General features: G+C 38.3%; 22 protein-coding genes. 8 read left to right on the top strand and 14 right to left on the bottom strand.

The features are described 5' to 3' along the window. Positions 1-270: 270 nt before the first annotated feature. The 5 genes from ASE92_RS20645 to ASE92_RS20625 all read right to left on the bottom strand — a co-directional run bounded on the left by ASE92_RS20645 (position 271) and on the right by ASE92_RS20625 (position 5,738). Positions 271-1,326 (bottom strand): IS110 family transposase, encoded by a 1,056-nt coding sequence (locus tag ASE92_RS20645; protein ID WP_056852015.1) that lies wholly within the window; start codon positions 1,324-1,326, stop codon positions 271-273. Positions 1,327-2,033: 707 nt separating this feature from the next. Next, entirely contained in the window at positions 2,034-2,393 is a 360-nt protein-coding gene (locus ASE92_RS20640; RefSeq protein WP_056852014.1) for a CoA-binding protein, read from the bottom strand. A 9-nt stretch (positions 2,394-2,402) separates the two neighbouring features. Next, a complete protein-coding gene (locus ASE92_RS20635; RefSeq protein ID WP_056852013.1) occupies positions 2,403-2,879 on the bottom strand; it encodes a DinB family protein in 477 nt (158 codons plus the stop codon). A gap of 31 nt (positions 2,880-2,910) precedes the next feature. Beyond that, on the bottom strand, positions 2,911-4,452 hold the full coding sequence (locus ASE92_RS20630; protein WP_056852012.1) for an NAD(P)/FAD-dependent oxidoreductase: 1,542 nt from the start codon (positions 4,450-4,452) through the stop codon (positions 2,911-2,913). A 59-nt stretch (positions 4,453-4,511) separates the two neighbouring features. Beyond that, the gene (locus ASE92_RS20625; RefSeq protein WP_056852011.1) at positions 4,512-5,738 is read right to left on the bottom strand and encodes a WG repeat-containing protein; all 1,227 of its coding nucleotides are present in this window, start codon (positions 5,736-5,738) and stop codon (positions 4,512-4,514) included. Between the two features lie 276 nt (positions 5,739-6,014). On the opposite strand from ASE92_RS20625, the gene ASE92_RS20620 reads away from it, so the two are divergent. The 5 genes from ASE92_RS20620 to ASE92_RS20600 all read left to right on the top strand — a co-directional run bounded on the left by ASE92_RS20620 (position 6,015) and on the right by ASE92_RS20600 (position 8,982). Next, positions 6,015-6,596, top strand: a complete 582-nt coding sequence (locus ASE92_RS20620; protein WP_056852010.1) for a LemA family protein — start codon at positions 6,015-6,017, stop codon at positions 6,594-6,596. Between the two features lie 83 nt (positions 6,597-6,679). Then, entirely contained in the window at positions 6,680-7,123 is a 444-nt protein-coding gene (locus ASE92_RS20615) for a TPM domain-containing protein (protein WP_056852009.1), read from the top strand. A gap of 3 nt (positions 7,124-7,126) precedes the next feature. Further along, positions 7,127-7,921, top strand: a complete 795-nt coding sequence (locus ASE92_RS20610; RefSeq protein WP_056852008.1) for a YgcG family protein — start codon at positions 7,127-7,129, stop codon at positions 7,919-7,921. A gap of 89 nt (positions 7,922-8,010) precedes the next feature. Further along, positions 8,011-8,397 carry a hypothetical protein gene (locus ASE92_RS20605; protein ID WP_056852007.1) on the top strand — a complete coding sequence of 129 codons (387 nt, stop codon included), beginning with the start codon at positions 8,011-8,013 and terminating at the stop codon, positions 8,395-8,397. Positions 8,398-8,421: 24 nt separating this feature from the next. Then, the gene (locus ASE92_RS20600) at positions 8,422-8,982 is read left to right on the top strand and encodes an NUDIX hydrolase (protein WP_082455148.1); all 561 of its coding nucleotides are present in this window, start codon (positions 8,422-8,424) and stop codon (positions 8,980-8,982) included. A 136-nt stretch (positions 8,983-9,118) separates the two neighbouring features. Here the strand turns inward: ASE92_RS20600 and dnaA are convergent, their stop codons facing one another. The 3 genes from dnaA to ASE92_RS20585 form a co-directional block, all read right to left on the bottom strand. After that, entirely contained in the window at positions 9,119-10,549 is a 1,431-nt protein-coding gene (gene dnaA / locus ASE92_RS20595) for a chromosomal replication initiator protein DnaA (protein WP_056852006.1), read from the bottom strand. Between the two features lie 584 nt (positions 10,550-11,133). Next, the gene (locus tag ASE92_RS20590) at positions 11,134-12,681 is read right to left on the bottom strand and encodes a methylmalonyl-CoA mutase (RefSeq protein ID WP_056852005.1); all 1,548 of its coding nucleotides are present in this window, start codon (positions 12,679-12,681) and stop codon (positions 11,134-11,136) included. Positions 12,682-12,801: 120 nt separating this feature from the next. Then, positions 12,802-13,332, bottom strand: a complete 531-nt coding sequence (locus ASE92_RS20585) for a hypothetical protein (protein ID WP_056852025.1) — start codon at positions 13,330-13,332, stop codon at positions 12,802-12,804. Positions 13,333-13,423: 91 nt separating this feature from the next. Here ASE92_RS20585 and ASE92_RS20580 point away from each other — a divergent pair, with 91 nt between their 5' ends. Continuing rightward, positions 13,424-13,777: an iron-sulfur cluster assembly accessory protein gene (locus tag ASE92_RS20580; RefSeq protein WP_010601380.1), complete on the top strand. Its 354-nt coding sequence runs from the start codon at positions 13,424-13,426 to the stop codon at positions 13,775-13,777. Positions 13,778-13,879: 102 nt separating this feature from the next. Next, the gene (locus ASE92_RS20575; RefSeq protein WP_056852004.1) at positions 13,880-15,109 is read left to right on the top strand and encodes an ABC transporter permease; all 1,230 of its coding nucleotides are present in this window, start codon (positions 13,880-13,882) and stop codon (positions 15,107-15,109) included. 24 nt (positions 15,110-15,133) lie between these two features. On the opposite strand, the gene ASE92_RS20570 is transcribed toward ASE92_RS20575, so the two are convergent. The 5 genes from ASE92_RS20570 to ASE92_RS20550 form a co-directional block, all read right to left on the bottom strand. Further along, a complete protein-coding gene (locus ASE92_RS20570; RefSeq protein ID WP_235527412.1) occupies positions 15,134-15,805 on the bottom strand; it encodes a tyrosine-protein phosphatase in 672 nt (223 codons plus the stop codon). 83 nt (positions 15,806-15,888) lie between these two features. Continuing rightward, a complete protein-coding gene (locus tag ASE92_RS20565) occupies positions 15,889-16,446 on the bottom strand; it encodes a hypothetical protein (RefSeq protein ID WP_056852002.1) in 558 nt (185 codons plus the stop codon). Continuing rightward, on the bottom strand, positions 16,447-17,469 hold the full coding sequence (gene galE / locus ASE92_RS20560) for a UDP-glucose 4-epimerase GalE (RefSeq protein WP_056852001.1): 1,023 nt from the start codon (positions 17,467-17,469) through the stop codon (positions 16,447-16,449). Between the two features lie 2 nt (positions 17,470-17,471). Further along, positions 17,472-18,461: a UDP-glucuronic acid decarboxylase family protein gene (locus ASE92_RS20555; protein WP_056852000.1), complete on the bottom strand. Its 990-nt coding sequence runs from the start codon at positions 18,459-18,461 to the stop codon at positions 17,472-17,474. Between the two features lies 1 nt (position 18,462). After that, the gene (locus ASE92_RS20550) at positions 18,463-19,773 is read right to left on the bottom strand and encodes a UDP-glucose/GDP-mannose dehydrogenase family protein (protein WP_056851999.1); all 1,311 of its coding nucleotides are present in this window, start codon (positions 19,771-19,773) and stop codon (positions 18,463-18,465) included. Positions 19,774-19,836: 63 nt separating this feature from the next. Between ASE92_RS20550 and ASE92_RS20545 the strand changes: the two genes are divergently transcribed. Next, positions 19,837-21,069 carry a 3-deoxy-D-manno-octulosonic acid transferase gene (locus ASE92_RS20545; protein WP_056851998.1) on the top strand — a complete coding sequence of 411 codons (1,233 nt, stop codon included), beginning with the start codon at positions 19,837-19,839 and terminating at the stop codon, positions 21,067-21,069. On the opposite strand, the gene ASE92_RS20540 is transcribed toward ASE92_RS20545, so the two are convergent. Continuing rightward, the gene (locus ASE92_RS20540) at positions 21,047-21,553 is read right to left on the bottom strand and encodes a gluconokinase (RefSeq protein WP_056851997.1); all 507 of its coding nucleotides are present in this window, start codon (positions 21,551-21,553) and stop codon (positions 21,047-21,049) included. The genes ASE92_RS20545 and ASE92_RS20540 overlap by 23 nt on opposite strands. Positions 21,554-21,556: the final 3 nt, after the last annotated feature.

Raw genomic sequence — 21,556 nt, 5'->3', positions numbered from 1 at the left:
TTTTGATCTTTATTGTAAAAGCCTGTTTTTCAGGATGAAATTTTTTGGATAACGCCAAAACAAATAGGGCAATCGGGTGTACACTTCGGAAAATCACATCCGCAGGACGCTGGCTGAGCTAGCGGGAGCGGGAAGATATAGGATAAGCTGATGATGCAAAATGTGAGCTTTCTTGGGTTTTTGAACCATATAGATTCTGTGTTGAAATCCAAATGTTTTTTTGTTATTTTTACTTTTCAAAGCAGCTTAAGCTAGCTTCATTAGAGCAGTTTACTTTATGGTAGCTGCTCTAACCATTATTTCCTTGTTTATAATACTTTTCTCATAATTCTTGTCATATGGTTTCTCCGTCTTAAAGATGGTATATATCAGTGCCAGTAGTTTTCGCTGCACGGCCACCGCTGCCTTCATTTTTACTCCATGGCCTGAAACAAGTCTGACGAACATGTCCTTGTGGGGCCCGCTGTTTCGTATTGCTGCCAGGGCAGGCATGTGCATCGTTTTGCGGAGATGTCTGTTGCCTCTTTTTGATATTCGGGGCTTTCCTTTTACGGACGTTCCGGAATCCTTTACTTTTACATCAAGTCCACTGTAGCCAATCAGCTGCTTCTTGCTTTTGATCAGCTCAAATCCATTTGTTTCAGCCAGAACGATAAGCGCTGTTAATTTTCCCACTCCGGGAATAGTTGTAATCAGCGATATCTTCTTCGACAGTTCTGCATCCTCCTTTACAGTTCTGGACAGTTCAGTTTTAATTTCCAGCTCATGTCTGTTGATCAACTCTATACGCTCAAAAAGCCGTTTCACACTGCTTTGATTGGGGAAAGCTTCTGAAAGTTCTGCGTGCATCTGGTTTTTAAGTGCGGTCCGTTCCACAATAAGCTGATCTCTTTCCCGGGTAAGCTGTTTGAGCATCCTGTACATTTTCTTGGGCTGCTGCCAATCCTCCAGCCTGCGCTCCAATGCAAACCTGCATATTGCCTGGGATGCGGTCTTGTCGGTGATCGTTCTGATATCAAGCGTCCTGAAATAATTACTGATCTTGTTGGGCAATACAATACTGACCTGATTGCCCTGATCCGAAAGATAATATGCCAGACTTTCGTGGTAAACTCCTGTAGCTTCCATTACATATCTAACATTCAGCTCGTCTAAGCTAAGCTTTTCTACCCATGAAACCAGGCTCTTGAAACCAATGATGCTATTGGCAAATGTCTTATAGCCATAGATCTCAATGCCTGTATCATGGCTCATCCTTCCCAAAGACACCACTAATTCTTTCTGGGCCACATCAATGCCCACTGCCTGTTTTGCAATATTTGTCATCGTCTATTAATTGGTTAACAAAAGTGATAACCTTCCCTCGTCTTCTCTCCTGGTTGGATATTCTGGCTGCACCCGATTCAGGTACGCCTTACATTCTGTTCAGACTCTAAAAGGCAAAGAAGGATGAGGCAATATCTATATGTGAACATACAATTGAATGTTGTTTAGAAATACATCCGCTCTCATCATTCTTCACTTAAGTGATTACAATTTAAACCTTTAAAAGATTCGTCTCAAACATAGGAGATACAATTGAATGTTGTTTAGAAATACATCCGCTCTCATCATTCTTCACTTAAGTGATTACAATTTAAACCTTTAAAAGATTCGTCTCAAACATAGGAGAAATATAGATAATATAGGTTTTACAGCCCAAAGGTCGATCTGGCTTCAGCAGCGGCCGTGTGATTTGGCCTTCGGCAATCGCCTTTTTGTTTTATGAACCATATAGATATAGGACATATAGACTGGAAAGTGTATTGGTCGCTTAGCTAGTAAGCCCGCGTAACGGTTTTGGTGTGGTGGTTTTGGGTTTGATGGATGGGTGAAATATTGTTATATGTAAAGGATGTCTCTACCAGAACCGATCTAAACTTAAAATCTATGATTGATAATTGTAGCAAACGAGTTCAGTACCTGATTCTGGGAAAAAGAATTTAAAGCAGAGGTTTGGCTAAAGTTCGATTGCAAAAACAACGCTTTCTAAATCAATATTGGCCCGTACTTAGCATCACTAATGTACAAGCTCTAACCGGTTCAATTCCATGCTGATCTAATAACTTTTCGAGTTCAAAGTTCTCAGTACCAGGATTAAAAATCACCCGCTTTGGCTTGGTGTCTAGTATATAATCATGATACTGAGGCTGCAAAACTGGCCCGATATAAAGTGTAATGGTGTCGATATCATCATGAATTACTCCAGGCTTCTCTATCTCGATGCCGGCGACTTCACCTTTTTTGATACCAACATTTACAAAATCATGATTGAAGCGCTTTAACATATGGGCGGCTTTATAAGCGTATCTTGATGGATCTGGTGAAGCTCCTATTATTAATGTCTTTTTCATTTCTTAAAGTTAGGCATTATTAAATTTTGATAACAGCGCAATTTGGCCAGCGTGATAAGCGTGGTGTTGTATCAAGCCGTTTAACAACTCTACTTTAGTTATTGCTGAACCTGAAATTGGAGTGATCTCATTTAAAGTTTCTGAATCCCATTGACTATCTGAAAATTCAGTGCATTGCCGGATAAGTTCTTCATTGGCTACCTTGAAATCAAAAATAATTCTTTCCCACGCTTGAGCAGATTTTACTTCAGGAATAGGCCAATCCCCTTTTATGGGTTCACCTGAGGGTGCGCCCATCAATCTTGAAGTTACTTCTTCTGTCCAGGAGGTAAGGTGAAGTGCAATTTCTGCAATAGAATGTGCTCCAGGAATGAAATGTTCGAAGGCATTTTCTGCCAGAACATTATTTAAAACCTGCATGGAATGATTACCATGCCAAGCATCGCCATTAAAGGCTTTTTGCATTTCGTTTAAAATATTCAGCATATTTAAACAACAAGCCTAGGATTATAATGTTTTATAGCGAGTTTAGGATTGCGTTGGCACAGTTAATTCCATCAATAGCCGCTGAAACAATTCCGCCAGCATACCCAGCACCTTCTGCGCAAGGATACAAGCCCTTAATCTGGGGGTGCTGATAAGATTCTTTATCTCGTGGAATACGAACGGTCGAAGAGGTTCGGCTTTCTACACCAACCAAGATTGCCTCATTTGTATAATAGCCTTTCATTTTTTTTCCAAACAAAGGCAGTGCTGCTTTTAAACTCTCGGATACGAATTGGGGGAGAATATTATCTAACATTACGCTTTTAGTACCTGGCAGATAGGAATTTCTAGGCAAATCTATCGATAGCTTGTTATTGACAAAATCTATCATGCGTTGGGCTGGGGCTACCAGATTTCCACCACCAGCTTCGAAAGCAAGCTTTTCTATTTCCGATTGAAAGTTTAGCATTCTCAGCGGATCATAACCCTGAACATCATCTAAAGTAACTTGAACAACGGTGCCAGAATTTGCAAAAGGATTATTCCTTTTTGAAGGCGACCAGCCGTTTACAACAATCTCATTTTCGCCCGTAGCACAAGGTGCTATAATGCCGCCGGGACACATACAAAATGAAAATACACCGCGTGCCCCCACCTGCTCTACCAAGCTATAGTAAGCAGGCGGTAAAAATTCAGACCGGATATCGCAGTGATATTGGGCTCCATCGATAATTTCCTGAGGGTGTTCAATTCTTACTCCTAATGCAAATGGCTTTGCTTCGATTAAAATATTCTTTCTATGTAATAATTCATACACATCTCTTGCGGAGTGACCTGTTGCAAGGATGAGATGGTCTGCATATATTTTATCTTCAAAATTTACCTCAATGCCTTTTACTTTACCAAATTCGGTAATGATGTCTGTCATCTGTGTATCGAAGAAAACTTCTCCACCAGCATTTAATATGGTATCCTTTATTGCAGTAATAATGTGTGGCAACTTGTTTGTACCAATGTGCGGCCGAGCATCTATCATGATATCCTTCTCAGCACCGTGATCAACAAAAACCTGTAATACTTTATTTATGTCCCCCCTTTTATTAGAGCGTGTATAAAGTTTCCCATCAGAATAGGTACCGGCACCACCTTCTCCATAACAATAATTTGATTCGGTATTGACCAAACCTTGTTTATTTATAGCTGCTAAATCTCTGCGGCGCTGTTTCACATCTTTTCCACGCTCAATGATGATGGGTTTTAAACCATTCTCAATACATTGTAAGGCGGCAAATAATCCTGACGGCCCGGCCCCAATAATTAATACAGGTTTTGCATCACTTACATTTTGATAAGTGACCACCGAGATATCTATTGCAGGTTCTTCATCAATAAAAACTCTGACTTGCAGGCGAAAAATAACCTTTCTGGAGCGGGCATCAATGGAACGTTTCAAAATTTCGAAAGACTTGATTCGGTTTTCCGACAATTTTAAGGACTCTAAAAGCTTGTTTTTGATGATTTCATCCTGATCCAGCTGATGAGGAAGAAGCGTAATTTCGATGTCTTTTTGCATACAAGATGTCAGGTTTTTATCCTGATAAGACACAAAAATACAAATTATTGTGCTGATATTTAATTACCTAATTGAACGGGCCGTTCTTTGTACTGCAAATCTGCTATTATTTCTTCTTTCATATTTATTAAATACTTTCCTCCATTTTTTTCAACAGCTAAATATCCTTTATAGGGAATGCCTACTGAAGAGTATTTGTTGGGGATAACAATTTTGCCGTTTTTGTCTATTAAACCCCATAAATCTGTAGTATAATGAGCGCCAGAAGAAAAGTCGCGTTTTCCGTAAGCAGCAAAGCCGTTTTTAAAAGCCGTCATTACTCCTATGAAACGATTATCAATTATGATTTTACCTTTTTTATCTATAAAACCCCAAAACCCGCCTTTTAATACTGGCGCCAGTCCCTCTGAAAAATCACCAGCCTCTTCGTATAATAGCGGAATTACAATTTTCCCTTGTGCATTGGCATATCCGATATGTTTATTTTTCTCAATCTTTAATAAACCATCCCTCATCTGGCTAATTTTAGTGTATTCGGCAGGTAAAATAATTTTTCCAAATTTGTTGGCTAGGCCGGCAAGTTTATTTTCAGTAAAGTAAACCAAACCATCATGATGTGCAAATACAAAATCGTAAATCGGCTCCATTAGTATTTTACCATGGCTACCAATTAACCCCATTTTTTTATCATTGATAGAAAAGCCAGCTGAACATCCATTCAAAAAATCATTGATATAATGATACTTCGTTCCTACAATCAATTTTCCGTCTTTTAAAATCACACCGTTTTTATCATTAATTTTAACAACAGCAAAGTTTTTATGAAAAGGATAAATGAAATCATAAATGAAAGGGATTATCACTTTACCAGTTTTCCCTATCACACCAAACTTTTCTTTTTGCTTAGCAATAATTGTCCCATCAGTTGAGAATGTGATCAGATCGTAAATAAACGGGACCAATAATTTACCATTTTGATCAATTATACCCGATTTACCATTAAAATCAACCACTGCCATCTTATTTTGAAAATCATTAGCGAAATCAAATTGTGGTTGGATAATCATTTTTCCACCAGAATTTAAGAAGCCATATTTTCCATTAATTTTTGCAGAAATTAAACCATGTTTATAATCTCCAAACTCTTCGTAAAGTGGTTCAGCAAACAGCCCTCCATTATATTTTAACAAACCGACCTTGTCGTTCTTATTGATTTTGTATAAAATTTGAGCTTTGCCGTTTTTAATGGAGCAAGAGAATAAAAGCAGAAAAAGTAGATATTTCATTATTAAATTTTACTTTGGAAATTATGTAGAAACACGTATTTAGCCGTAAATTTCTAGGTTGTAAAATTTGGATGTGAAATATAGGGAGTTTATATTCAACGTTTCAAACGAATAGTTGAACGCCTCAAACTTATACATTAATAATTAGATGTACAAATCAAAATCGACTTTACTACAAACAGGTAAATATGACAGTTTGTAACAAAGGCATACAATTTGATATCTAATTTGTAAATTGAATAAAATTTAATTGGAACAAGGACAAAAAACATAAATATGAAAAAATTAGTATTTGGAATTATTGCTGCTGTAATTGCGGTAAGCACTTTAAGCTCATGCGGATACAACAGTATGGTGAGCCTGGACGAGAATGTGAAATCGAAGTGGGGAACGGTACAAACGCAGTATCAAAGAAGAGCAGATTTGATTCCGAACCTTGTAGCGACTGTTAAAGGTGCAGCAAAATTTGAACAGGGAACATTGACTGCAGTTACCGAAGCAAGAGCCAAAGCAACCCAAATGACTGTTAAAGCAGATGATTTGACTCCTGAAAATATTCAGAAATATCAAGCCGCACAAGGCCAGTTAAGTCAGGCTTTGGGTAAATTATTATCCATCACCGAAAACTATCCAGAACTTAGGGCTACCCAGCAGTTTAGTGATCTATCTGCTCAATTGGAAAGCACCGAAAACAGAATTACTGTGGCACGTAAAGATTTTAATGATGCTGTTCAGCAATATAATGGTAAGATCAGATCTTTTCCTACGAATTTAACAGCAGGGATGTTTGGATTTAAGCCGAAAGGTTATTTTGAAGCGGATGCCACTGCAAAAGATGCACCAAAGGTAGAATTCTAACTATTTAACGATAACATTTCGGGGTAATACGTGTTTAACTGTTTTAACATGTATTACCCTTTTTTACTTCTAAAACTAAAGACATGTCGTTATTTTCAGAGTTGGAACAAGACAAAATTGCAAAGGTTATTGCCGATGCCGAAAAAGCTACCACGGGTGAAATCAGGATTGCGATAGAAAAGCACTGCCCCGATGATCCGTTTATCAGAGCTACACAGTATTTCTCTGACTTGGATATGGACAAAACATCTCGAAGAAATGGCGTTTTGATTTACCTGGCACATGCCGATCATAAATTTGCCATCATCGGTGACTCCGGGATTAATGCTCTGGTACCGGAAAATTTCTGGGAAACTACTAAAATTGCCATGACTGCCCATTTTGCAAAAGGCGATTTAGCCGATGGAATAATTGCAGGGGTAGCTTTGGCTGGAGAAAAACTAGCATTATTTTTTCCTCCTCAAAATGGAGATATAAATGAATTGCCAAATGATATTGTTTACATGGACGACAAAAAAAATAAATAAGAGATGAGAAAAATATTCCTTTTATTCTTATTTATCTTCACCGCAAGCATTGGCTTTGGCCAAGATTTTCCCGTAAAACCATCTACTCTGGTTAACGATTATGCGGGTGTGCTTTCTATTGAACAAAGAGCATCCTTAGAGAAAAAACTTGTAGCTTTTGATGATTCTTCTTCCACGCAGATAGCGATTGCGGTATTAAAATCGGTTGGGGATTATGATATTAATGAATATGCTGTAGAACTCGGCAGAAAATGGGGCGTAGGCCAGGGAGGTAAAAACAACGGAATCATGATTGTAGTGGCAGTTGGAGATCGCAAAATCTCTATTCAAACGGGCTACGGCGTGGAGGGTGCTTTGCCTGATGTTTACGCAAAGCGAATTATAGATGAAGATATTAAGCCAAATTTTAGAACAGGTGATTACTATACGGGATTAGACCAGGCAACCACAGAAATAATTAAGTATACCAAGGGCGAGTATAAGAATGATAAACCTCGAACATCGAATGCCTCAAAAAAAGGCGGCGTGGGTAGTATTGCTGTAATTATCATTATTGTTATTGTAGTGATTATCATCATGCGTAAAGGTGGTGGAGGAGGCGGCAGCGAAATTATTGGTGGTCGTGGTGCTTCAAATGCGCTTTTTTGGGCTATGCTTTTCGGCAGCGGAAGTGGCCGAGGTGGTGGAAGTAGTTGGGGTAGCGGCGGCTTTGGAGGAGGTTCTTCTGGAGGAGGCGGTGGATTTGGTGGCTTCGGCGGTGGAAGTTTTGGCGGTGGCGGATCAAGCGGTAGCTGGTAGAACTGAGTTATAGGTTATAGGTTTGGAATACACACCTAACTATTTTTTACTAACACCTATTATTTTTTAGGCAATTAGACATTGATTAAATGTATAGAAAAGACTTAATCACCGCGGAGATACAAAAGCTTGCTGAAGTTTTAGCCCGGATTATGGGGTTGAAACTAGAAGGTAAACTTCGAGATGCTCAAGCAATGTTTGACGAAACAATGGAAAAAAGTTTCACTTTAGCAACCGGAAGCTTAGAAGATACCGATTTAGCTATTTTTAAAACCTGGCTCGAATCGGTAAATTTTTCCCCTGAGAAGCTTGATTCGCTAAGCGAATTTTTATATTATGAACTGGGAGTAAACGCTGAACGAAACAAGCTTATCGCCCCTAAACTAAATATGATCTATAATTATTTATCGGATAAACATAAGATTGTACATTTGGTTAATATGCATCGACAGAAAACGATTCAGCAATATATTTAATTTATGATTTCAGATTGAAGAAATATGACCAAAATTGAAAAGTGGCGAAAGCTTGCTTCTAAATATTTAGTGAAAGAAAAGTGGGCTACGCTAAGGGTAGACGAAGTGGTGCTTCCTAACGGGACTGTGAAAGATGATTATTTCGTACTCGAATATCCTGATTGGGCCAATGCGATCGCCTTAACTGAAGAAGGCAACATGATATTGGTTCGGCAATACCGCCATGCTGCTGATATCGTTTCTTTGGAAGTTCCTGGTGGAGTAATAGATGGAGATGAAGGTCCGGAGGCGGGTGTAAAGCGGGAGTTATTGGAAGAAACTGGTTATACCTTCAAAACCTGCAAACTGGTTGCTGAGCTCTATCCCAATCCGGCTACAGCAAATAATAGAGCATTTACTTATGTATTAACAGGCGGGGTTAAAACGCATGAACAACATTTAGATGAACACGAAATTCTAAGCGTTGAAGAATATAACATTGATGAAGTAAAACTATTACTAAAAGAAAATAAGATTGCCCAATGTATACACGTGGCTGCACTTCATTATGGTTTAGCTGCACTGGCGGAGATGAAAGAAGTATAAGACTCTTTCCATATTTGGGAACGTAGCACTCGACGAGAACAAAAAAAAAGGCCCTGATTTGATGTAAATCAGGGCCTCTTTTTTCAGTGATGGATATAAAGTATTCTTTGATAGGTCTTCTTCCTTAAAAACCTGATTAGCTCATTTTCAATTTCTTTTGAATATCATGAACATAAGCTTTAAACTTCTTATCCGTATCGATTAAATCTTCTACCGTTTGGCAAGCATAAATTACCGTACTATGATCGCGGCCACCAAAGAAAGCACCAATAGTTTTTAGTGATGATTTGGTATGGCTCTTTGAAAGATACATTGAAATTTGACGGGCTTGTACAATTTCCCGTTTCCGGGTTTGCGACTTTACCATATCAACCGGAACTTCAAAATATTCGCAAACCAATTTCTGGATATACTCCATCGAAATTTCTTTCGATGTATTTTTGATAAAGTTCTTCAACATTTGTTTAGCTAACGCTAAATCAATCTCTTTCTTATTCAACGTTGCTTGGGCAAGTAACGAAACCATAGCACCTTCCAGCTCACGAACGTTATTATCAATGTTATGCGCAACGTATTCAACTACCTCACCCGGCAATTCAATTCCGTCTGCATACATTTTTTTTCTTAAAATGGCAATACGCGTTTCCAAATCAGGGATTTGCAAATCGGCAGATAAACCCCATTTGAAACGACTTAAAAGGCGTTCTTCCAGGCCAGCTAAATCTTTTGGTGCTTTATCTGAAGTTAAGATCACTTGCTTACCAGATTGGTGCAGATGATTAAAAATATGGAAGAAAATATCCTGAGTCTTCTCCTTACCGGCAAAATTGTGTACATCATCCATAATGATTACATCCATTGCCTGATAGAAATTCACAAAGTCGTTAATGGTATTATTCTTTAATGAATCAACAAACTGCTGGCAAAATTTCTCACAGCTCACATAAATCACCAGTTTATCTGGCATGCTGCGTTTAATTTCATTACCAATTGCTTGCGCTAAGTGAGTTTTACCCAAACCAACCCCACCATAAATCATCAATGGGTTGAAAGATGTACCACCCGGTTTTGCCGCTACTGCATATCCTGCAGAACGAGCTAAACGGTTGCAATCTCCCTCAATATAATTTTCAAAAGTATAATTGGAATTTAATTGTGGATCAACATTTAACTTTTTTAATCCAGGGATGATGAAAGGGTTTTTGATGTCCTTATTTATTGAAACTGGGATTGGCATCGATTGCACTTTTGCCTCTGCCCCATTTCCATTTGATGGCATGTTTGTGGTATATGGACTACCACTGTTCGATGATTTATCAACAACAATATTATATTCCAACCGGCCATCCTCTCCAAGTTGTTTTTTTACTGTTTTACGTAGTAAGCCTACATAATGTTCTTCAAGCCATTCGTAAAAGAACAAACTTGGTACTTGTATGGTTAAAACCTTACCTTCCAATTTAAGGGCTGTGATAGGCTCGAACCAGGTTTTGAAACTTTGGTTCGGGATGTTATCCTTAATAATTTGAAGACAGTTCTTCCACACTTCTGTACAAGTTTTTTCCATTGCGATTTTTATAATTTATTGGTTTACAGTACCGATTCGAATTAAAAGGATGGTCCGTTTCGGGACTACGAATATTGAGAAAATTATCAACATTTTAAACAAAAATCTCAAATAAATCGTAACGTACTGATAAGGAATATGGTAGCTTGCTTAACCTCAATTTTTTGTGTTGATAACTATTTATTAACACCGGTTTCCCACATTTCCCCTCATTTAACGCCAATATCCGAACCTTATTTGAATCTCCTTCATAGAAGCAAAATCCAAGCCACCACACCAGATTGGGGGGAGGCATTTGCTTTAGTTTTTGTTTTGAAAAATTAAAAAGCTGACTATCAAATCAATTACTTTAAAGCAGATAAAATGGCGTTAAAATTTTCCCGCTGAAACGGGATACATTGTGGTAAGATTTCCCCTTTTTACATCATGAGTAGATTAGATTTCTAATTAATGTCTGATGCCAGTTTAGTTTTCACATACGCAGTTGCGCTTGTAGCCTCGTAACTTTATAATAGAAAACATACGACCAGACTGGAAGCGCTTCTTATATGAAAAGCTCAGGCTAAAAAATGAAGTATCCGTTGTTAATACTCTCCAAATACTTTACGCAATACGTTGGCAATTTCGCCTAGTGTTGCATATTTCTCTACAGCATCAATAATGAGCGGCATCAAATTTTTAGTACCGATTGCTGCTTCCTCCAATGCACTCAGTGCTTTAGCTACTTCATCGTTGTTACGTTCGCTTTTTAAGCGGTGAAGTTTTTCGGTTTGCAACACGCGGATAGAATCATCGATATTAAAAACCTCTGTTAAACCCTCCTCTTGTTGGGTAAATTTGTTTACACCCACCGAAATCCGCTCACCTGTTTCAATTTCTTTTTGATATTGATAAGATGCACTGGCAATCTCATTTTGCATGTAATCACTTTCTATGGCATTTACCGATCCACCCATCGCATCGATCTTATCAATATAAGCCCAAGCCGCGGCTTCAACTTCATCAGTTAGATTTTCGATAAAGAATGAGCCTGCTAAAGGGTCGACTGTATCGGTTACGCCACTTTCAAAAGCTATAATTTGCTGTGTACGCAAAGCAATTTTTGCTGCAGCTTCAGTAGGCAATGAAAGCGCTTCATCATAGCCATTGGTATGGAGCGACTGCGTTCCGCCCAATACCGCAGCCATGGCTTGGTTGGTTACCCTGATTACATTGTTGAGTGGCTGCTGCGCAGTTAGCGTTGAGCCACCCGTTTGAGTATGGAAACGCAACATTTGCGCTTTTTCATCGGTAGCACCGAGGTCTTTCGTTATCTTTGCCCACATTCTTCGGGCTGCCCTAAACTTGGCAATCTCTTCAAAGAAGTTATTGTGGCAATTAAAAAAGAATGACAAACGTTTTGCAAATACATTAATATCTAAACCCTTATCTATCGCAGCTTTCAAATAGGTTTTTCCGTTAGCCAGAGTAAATGCCAGCTCTTGCACCGCAGAAGATCCCGCTTCGCGGATATGGTAACCAGAGATAGAAATGGTGTTCCATTTTGGTACTTCTTTGCTACAAAACTCAAAAATATCGGTAATTAACCTCATAGATGGCTTTGGAGGATAGATATACGTTCCTCGGGCGGCGTATTCTTTTAAAATATCGTTTTGGATGGTACCCGATATCTGTTTCAAATCTGCTCCCTGTTTTTTAGCTAATGCAATGTACATGGCCAATAAAATTGATGCCGTCGCATTGATCGTCATCGAAGTGGTAATGTTTTTCAATTCAATACCATCGAAAAGAATCTCTATATCTTTTAATGAATCGATAGCAACACCAACTTTTCCAACTTCTCCATCTGACATTTCATGATCAGAATCGTAACCGATTTGAGTAGGTAAATCGAACGCTACCGACAACCCGGTAGTTCCCTGGGCTAATAAATAATGGTAACGTTTATTTGATTCTTCTGCGGTTGAAAACCCCGCGTATTGACGCATGGTCCATAACCTTCCGCGATACATATCTTTCTGAATTCCTCGGGTAAAAGGAAATTCACCAGCTTTTTCTTCCATCGGCTTTGCCGAAGTATAAATCTCTTTAATTTCGATGCCGGAAGTGGTAGTATGTTTGTTATCGCTCATATTTGGTTAGTTCAATAGGCCTTGTTGATTGGTTAACTGATCGCCACTTGTAATATCACTAAATCAATTAATACTTCTTTTTAAATTGATCAACTTAAAAGCGAATAGCTCATTATCAATTTAGAATAGCTTCTGAATATCTTTTTTGATCAACTCTATAGTCAAATCATAAGGATTTTCATCGATACTGGCCATGTGCTGTAAAATTGCTTTACTTAGTTCAATGCCATTTGCATCAGCGGGTAATCCTTGCACAGCATTGTTAATCATGGCAATGGTATCATCCTTAAGTTTCCGTACCACATTCCAGGTTACGCTATCTACATAGAGCTGTTGCGTAATGTTGTGTTGATACTCCGACCGCACTTCATTTAAAATTCCGGCTTGTAATGTTCCAATTCCTATCCCCTGCTGGTGGAGGCGTACTAACAAATTAGCAGGATTGATGCGATCAGTAAAAATAATCAATCGTTCGTGCGCCTGTAAGCGCAGCGGTAACAAATGCGCTCTACTTTCCTTATTAAGTTCAATATTTTTTAAGTTGAAAAAACGTTGTATATCGTTCTTTAAAATATAATAAACTGCCATCAAGGCTAAAAAGATACCTGCAAATAGAATAACTATATCTGTTAAAATCTGTTGAATATTCATACTATTGTTTAAATACGGTAATATTAACCCACCGCTAAAAGCAAAAATGTGCATTATTATTTATATTTGTAACAGATAAAATTTAAATAACATGAGCACAACAGTTGATACATCATTTGCACCAGTTACTTTTTCGGAAGGTGCAGCAAAAGAGTTATATAAATTAAAAGATCAGCAGGAGATTAGTGAGGATTATGGTTTACGTGTAGGCGTTGAAGGTGGCGGTTGCGCTGGAATGAACTACGTTTTAGGTTTCGATCAGAAAAAAGAAGGCGATCAGGAATTTTTTATTGATGGCATTAAGGTTTTTATGAACAAAGCACATCAAATGTACCTTATGGGTATGATGATTGACTGGCAAGACGGTTTAAACTCTCGCGGTTTTACATTTGTTAACCCGAATGCTACAAGCACTTGCGGTTGCGGAACGAGTTTCTCGGCATAAATAAAATATTATTGTAACATATAGTGCGGTCCCTTTGTCTAAACATCGGGACTTTTTTTATTTTTACAGGCTTTGTCCGCCAAACGCTTAGCGCAATACTAAATGAACTACAGAGAAAACATCAGACTGGCATTAGAATCTATCAAGGGTAATCGCTTACGCACCATGCTTACTGCCCTAATAATTGCCATAGGTTTAATGGCTCTGGTAGGTATTTTAACCACACTTGATGCTGTAAAGAAAAGTATGACTGATGCTTTTAGTAGCATGGGTGCCAACTCATTTACAATTAGAAACCGCGGAACGGGAATTAGAATCGGAAACGGAAAAAGACCAAAACCTTTTAAATCTATCCGTTATGAGGATGCTGTTAAATTTAAGAATGGCTTAAATGCCCCGGCTACGGTTGCCGTTAGTGTTTTTGCCAGCGGTGGCTCAACGGTAAAGTATGGTACATTAAAAACAAATCCGAACATTAACGTTCAGGGTATAGATGAGAATGGCTTAGCTTCGCAAGGCTTGAGTTTATCAGAAGGCAGAAATTTCGGACTTTCTGAAGTTGCCATGGGAAGCAATGTGTGTATTGTTGGAGGAGAAGTTGTAGAACGACTTTTTAAGGATTCTGATCCGATGGATAAGTTGATCAACGTAGGAAACAATCGTTTTAAAATTATCGGCGTGTTAGCGAAAAAAGGTTCTAGTATGGGTTTTAGCGGAGATAGGGCAGTATATGTACCTTTGCTAAAAGCCAAACAGATTAACGCTAATGCTAATCCATCTTACACCATCACCGTTATGGTATCTGACAATAATGATCAGGAAAATGTAATTGGCGAATCGACCGCACTGTTTAGAAATATCCGTAAAGTAAAAATTGGCGAGGGCAATAATTTTGAAATTACCAAGAGCGATGCCATTGCGCAGACCTTATTCGAAAACCTGGCTTTTGTCGCCGTTGGCGGTGTAGCGATCGGTATTATCACGTTACTGGGCGCTTCTATTGGTTTGATGAATATTATGCTGGTAAGTGTTACCGAGCGTACACGTGAAATTGGAATCAGAAAGGCGATTGGTGCTAATCCTCAGGTTATTCGCAGACAGTTTCTAATTGAGGCTGTGGTTATTTGCCTGATGGGTGGGGTATTAGGTATATTTTTAGGCATTGTTTTAGGAAATGTGATATCTCTCGCCATGGGCGGTGCCTTCATTATTCCATGGTTTTTCATTATTGGAGGCTTTGCCCTTTGTGTATTGGTAGGAATCGTTTCCGGATATTATCCAGCAAAAAAAGCTTCGAAATTAGATCCTGTTGAAGCTTTGCGTTATGAATAAACCCCAGTTTCGGAAGCTAGCTGATTAAATCAACACATTATTTAGCTGATGCTGGCTTAATAGGCACTGCATTATTGGGGTAGTCAAACTCTCTTCCAGCGCAGCTGCATGTTTTAAGTGGTGCATATCACTTCCAATAAAATCTACCAAATGGTTTTCTGCCATTTCTTCAGCAATTTTTTTAGCTCCAGAACCATAATATCCTGTTAAAGCAATTGAATTCATTTGCAATAAACAACCTGTTTCTTTGATCTGGCTGTAATATTCTAAACTGCCATAGTAATATGGATAGCGTTCGGGATGAGCAAGTACTGGCTTATAACCTGCATCTTGCATCATTTTTATAATATCGAATAAATTTTGAGGCGCATTGATATAGGAAAGCTCAAAGAGTAAATAGTTGCTACCAAATGTGAGCACTTCTTTTTGTTTAACTTTCTTTTCTAAAGTTTCATCCAGATAATATTCGGCGGCGGCATCAATTTCTAAATCGAGCTGAATTTCTTGTAAGCCTTTCCTCAAAATATCTAGACTGCGATTGATGGTATCAGGCGTATTGCGAAAATAATCGGCCATGATATGCGGGGTGGCAATTAGTTTTTTAAATCCTAATGATTTAAACTTTTTAGCCAAGAGAATAGAGTCGTTTATCGTTTGGGCACCATCATCTATCCCAGGAATAATATGAGAGTGCATATCAGTTCCAATATTTGAAAAGTTAAATTCGGGAACTATTTTTCTCTTCTTAAACAATCCGAACATGGCGATAGATCATGACTTTAACTTAATTCTTTTGGCAAATTTGATGCCTCAGCTGCCGCTGCTAATTTAGAAGAATAGATTTTATCGAGCAAATTATTTAAGCTTTCGCTTAAATCAAACTGCAAATCTTCATGCAGTTTCTTATACTTATTAATGGTTATTGCAGCTGTTTTAATGTAAAACGATGAAAACAAAATCATGTAATCGCGATAGCCAAAAATAGATTTTCGGTAATCGAAGGGAATGATATTTAGAATGAAAAGCTTGAGTTCTACTTCTCCGATCGGATCTTTTGTAACCTTGTAAAAATGGTTAACCGATGTGATCATTTTCCTTACTTTAACCAAAGCTTCTTTTGCATTAAGTTTTTTAAGTTCAGGAACCTGTTCGCTCACATCGGTCTTAATTTTTTCTTTGCGGTCTTCCAGATCACTTTCAGATTCTAAAAGTTTGTAGTGAAGATGTTCTGTGAGCACTTTATCTTTGGCTATTAAACGTAACAAGAGCTTATCTTTTTCTTTGATAGGCAAATCTGTAATGGCCGTTTTTAGATCTTTATGCTCTGATAATTTCATTTAAAATGGGTTAGCCTTTAGGTATTTTTCCCACTCCCAAGCAGAACGCATCATTTCATTGATATCAAGATTTGCTTTCCAGCCCAAGTCATTTTTTGACTTTTCAACATCTCCATAAACCTGAACGACATCGCCAGCTCTTCTTGGTCCGATTTTATAATCGAGTTTTTCGCCGGTAACATTCTCAAAGGCCGAAATGATTTCCAAAACTGATGATCCTTTACCTGTTCCGATATTAAAAACCTCATAATTTGAGCTTCCTTTACCTTCTTCCAGGCGCTTAATAGCAGCAACGTGAGCTTTAGCTAAATCTACTACGTGAATATAATCCCGAATAGCAGAACCATCTGGTGTTTCATAATCATCGCCATATACCGTAATTGGACCACGTTTGCCAATAGCCGATTGTGTAATAAAGGGAACCAAATTTGCCGGAACACCGTTTGGTAGTTCTCCTATCAATGCAGTTTCATGAGCGCCAACCGGATTAAAATAACGCAAAGCGATTACATTTAAATCTGGAGTAACGGCAGCCGTCTCGGCTAAAATTTCTTCGGCAATTTGCTTTGTATTTCCATATGGCGACTCCGCTTTCTTAATCTCAGCAGCTTCGGTAACCGGTAGGCTATCTGGCTGACCGTAAACCGTACAAGATGACGAAAATACAAAATCGATCTTTTTATTGAATGATACAAGGAGGTTGATTAGCCCATAAAAATTATTTTTATAGTATTTTAGAGGTTTTTCTACCGATTCCCCAACCGCTTTCGAAGCCGCGAAATGGATAATACCTGTGATATCGGTATTATTCTCCGCGAAATCCTGAACAGCTTTATCATCCTGAAGATCTATTTCTACAAACTCAAACCACTTACCAGTAATGGCATGCAATTGGGTTAAAATTTTAATGCTCGAGTTTGAAAGATTATCAACGATAATCACTTCATAACCTGCATTATGCAACTCTACTACGGTGTGCGAACCAATATATCCTGTTCCGCCGGTAACTAATATCTTTGTCATTTTTAACGGTTAAATGTGGTAAAATCTTTATGATCTATTTTCGCTAATGCCTCGGGAGGTAACGATTTAAAATATTCGTAGGTAATTTTTAGTCCTTCTGCACGCCCAACTTTCGGCTCCCATCCTAAAATTTCTCTTGCTTTTGTAATATCGGGCCTTCTTTGCTTTGGATCATCTTGAGGAAGCTCCCTATAAACTATTTTCTGCGAGGTGCCTGTGAGCTTGATAATTTCTTCGCAAAACTGTTTGATGGTAATTTCATCTGGATTACCGATATTCACTGGTTGGGCATAATCGCTCATCAACAGGCGGTAAATCCCTTCAATCAAATCATCAACATAACAGAATGAACGGGTTTGGCTACCATCACCGAAGACAGTTAAATCTTCACCCCGTAATGCCTGACCAATAAAAGCTGGTAAAACCCGACCATCATTCAGTCGCATTCTTGGTCCGTAAGTATTAAATATTCTTACAATCCTCGTTTCTACGCCATGGAAAGTATGGTAAGCCATAGTGATGGCTTCCTGAAAACGCTTTGCTTCATCATAAACCCCACGAGGACCCACCGGGTTTACATTTCCCCAATATTCTTCGGGCTGTGGGTTTACGCTTGGATCACCATAAACTTCAGATGTAGAAGCAATCAGCATTCGGGCGCTTTTATTTCTGGCTAAGCCTAATAAATTGTGCGTTCCTAATGAACCAACCTTTAATGTTTGAATGGGGATTTTTAGGTAATCTATCGGGCTGGCTGGCGAAGCAAAATGTAAAATATAATCAAGCTTACCAGGAATGTGAACAAATTTGGAAACATCGTGATTGTAAAATTCAAAATTTTCCAGCTTGAATAGCTGTTCGATATTTGCCATATCGCCGGTAATCAAATTATCCATCCCGATAACATGAAAACCTTCTTTTATAAACCTATCGCATAAATGCGAGCCTAAAAAACCTGCTGCGCCTGTAATTAAAATCCTCTTTTTGCCCATGTTAGTCTACTAGCTTTCTTCCTATGCTGTTATAATAGTAGCCAAGATCGATCATTTTTTGCAAATCGTACAAATTGCGACCATCAAAAACTACTTTACTTTTTAAGGTTTCATCAATCTTATCGAAATCAGGGTTTCTAAAAACCGACCATTCTGTAGCAATAAGCAATGCATCTGCATTTTCTAAGGCTTGATATTGGTTTTTAGCATAATTCACTTTATCACCTATGGTATTTTTTACATTTTCCATTGCTTCCGGATCGAAAACGGTTACAGTAGCTCCGTTGCCAAGCAGTGAATCAATAATATATAAAGCTGGCGCTTCGCGGATATCATCCGTTTCTGGCTTAAAAGCCAAACCCCAAAGTGCAAAATGCTTGCCTTTAATATCGTTTTTATAATATTTTAACACCTTATCAACTAAAATGGTTTTTTGGCGTTCATTAACCTCCATCACCGATTTTAAAATCTGGAAATCATATTGGTAATCATCCGAAGATTTAACCAGCGCCTGAACATCTTTTGGGAAACAAGAGCCACCATAACCTACACCTGGAAATAAAAAGCGTTTTCCAATCCGGTCATCAGAACCTATTCCTTTTCTTACGGCATCAACGTCAGCACCTACTAACTCGCAAAGATTTGCAATTTCGTTCATGAAGGTGATTTTAGTGGCTAAAAAAGAATTTGCAGCATATTTTGTCAATTCAGAAGAACGCTCATCCATAAAAAGAATGGGGTTTCCCTGGCGAACATAAGGACCATAAAGTTCGGCCATTATTTTTTTTGCTTTCTCACTTGTTGTGCCAAGTACCACACGATCGGGCTTCATAAAGTCATCAACGGCAACACCCTCTCTTAAAAATTCTGGGTTCGAAACCACATCAACTTCAATACTGGTATTCTCTGTAAAAACCGCCTTTACTTTATCGGCCGTCCCTACCGGAACAGTAGATTTGTTGACAATGATTTTGTACTCCGTGATTAGCTTTGAAATGTCTTTTGCTGCACCTAAAATATAAGATAAATCTGCAGCCCCATCTCCACCCGGAGGCGTTGGCAAAGCCATGAAAATAATTTGAGCATCCTTTATCGCATCGCCCAAAATTGTAGTAAAGGTTAGTCGACCTTGTTCTATATTTCTATGAAATAATAAATCTAAACCAGGTTCGTAAATGGGAACCTCGCCGTTCTGCATTTTCAGAACTTTATCCTCATTTATATCCACACAAATCACATCGTTTCCTGTCTCGGCTAAACATGTTCCGGTAACCAACCCTACATATCCGGTACCAATAACGGCTATCTTCATATATTTTTAAGCTTTTTAAATATATTCGTTTTATCTTGGCCACGAAGATAGGAATTTACAACAATGCTTTTGCTTTACATATTAGGAATTAGAGTTTACCATGTGATTATTTTGATTTTTTCGCTGTTTAATAGCAAAGCGAAATTATTTATAAGGGGCCGTAAAAACCTTTTTAATGAAATAAAGCAACAGGTGGATGCTGGAGAAAAACATGTTTGGTTTCACTTCGCTTCATTGGGAGAATTTGAACAAGGAAGGCCAGTATTAGAAAAACTTAAAGTCCTTTTTCCAGCAAAAAAGATTGTAGTAACGTTTTTTTCTCCTTCGGGATATGAGATTAGAAAAAACTATGCACTTGCAGATGTTTTTTACCTTCCGATCGATACCGCTCACAATGCCAGGCGATTCCTGGACTTGATTAATCCGGAGATGGCTATCTTTACCAAATATGAATTCTGGCATTTTTATTTCAAAGAATTAAAAAATCGCAATATTCCACTCTATGTCATCTCGGGAATTTTTAGACCAAACCAAGTTTTTTTCAAATGGTATGGAGGTTTTTATCGCCAGATTTTAAAAGCAGTTTCCTATTTCTTTGTTCAGAACGAGGAAAGTAAAAGGCTTCTGAACTCAATTGGATTGTTTAACGCGATGGTTAGCGGCGATACCCGTTTTGATCGGGTTTACGAAAACGCTAAATCTCCTAAGAAGCTTACCAAAGTAGAAGCTTTTATCGGTAATTCGCCGACATTAATTTGTGGAAGTACCTGGCCGGAAGATGAAAATTTACTATCGGCTTTGCCGGAGAAATATCCTGATTGGAAATTTATTATTGCACCGCATGAAATTCATGAAAGCCATATCGAAAGTATCGAGAAACAGTTTCCTATTGGCAGTGTAAGGTTTTCAGTTCTCAATTCTAATAATCAAACGCCAAACGCAGAATACCAAACGCTCATCGTAGACAACATTGGTATGCTTTCCTCTTTATATCAATACGGAAAACTGGCTTATATTGGAGGTGGTTTTGGAGCTGGAATACATAATACGCTCGAAGCTGCAGCATTCGGTTTACCTGTAATTTTTGGCCCGAAGTACGATAAATTTCAGGAAGCTAAAGATTTGATTATACTCAGTGTAGCAAAAAGTATTTCTGCAGGGGATGAGTTACTAACTGCATTTGAATCGTTCGCAGCAAACGAAATTGCTAGAATTGCTGCTAAAAAATATGTAGGTGACAAAAAAGGTGCAACGGATAAGATTATTTCAACAATTATTCAACCAAACCAGCCTTAACAATATCATCCACAATTTCTGAAACTTCCTGGTCAATTGAAACTACGAACACATCCTTTTCATCGGCTTGCGGTTCTTCCAAAGTATCGAACTGGCTTTGCAATAAACTACTTGGCATGTATTGGTGAGAGCGTTTTGAAATCCTATCAAAGATTAGCTCATAACTTCCCTTTAAATAAATGAAACCCATTTTCGGATTGGTTGCTCTTAAAATATCACGGTATTTACGTTTCAATGCCGAGCACGCAATAATGCAGGTGGTTCCATGTTCAGCATGATCATGACCAACCTTTGCGATAAGATTTAACCAATCCAACCGATCTTCATCAGTAAGCGGAATGCCGGCAGCCATTTTATCTACATTTCGTTGAGTATGCAAATTATCACCGTCAATAAATTCAGCGTTAAGGTTTGGGGCAAGGGATTTACCAATAACCGTTTTGCCACTGCCAGAAACCCCCATTAAAATGATAAATCTTGCCATTCT

This window comes from Pedobacter sp. Leaf41, assembly GCF_001422545.1.
In the GTDB taxonomy this organism is placed as follows: domain Bacteria; phylum Bacteroidota; class Bacteroidia; order Sphingobacteriales; family Sphingobacteriaceae; genus Pedobacter.
Note: the sequence above shows the minus strand (reverse complement) of the source record. Positions and strands in the feature narration are given on the sequence as shown.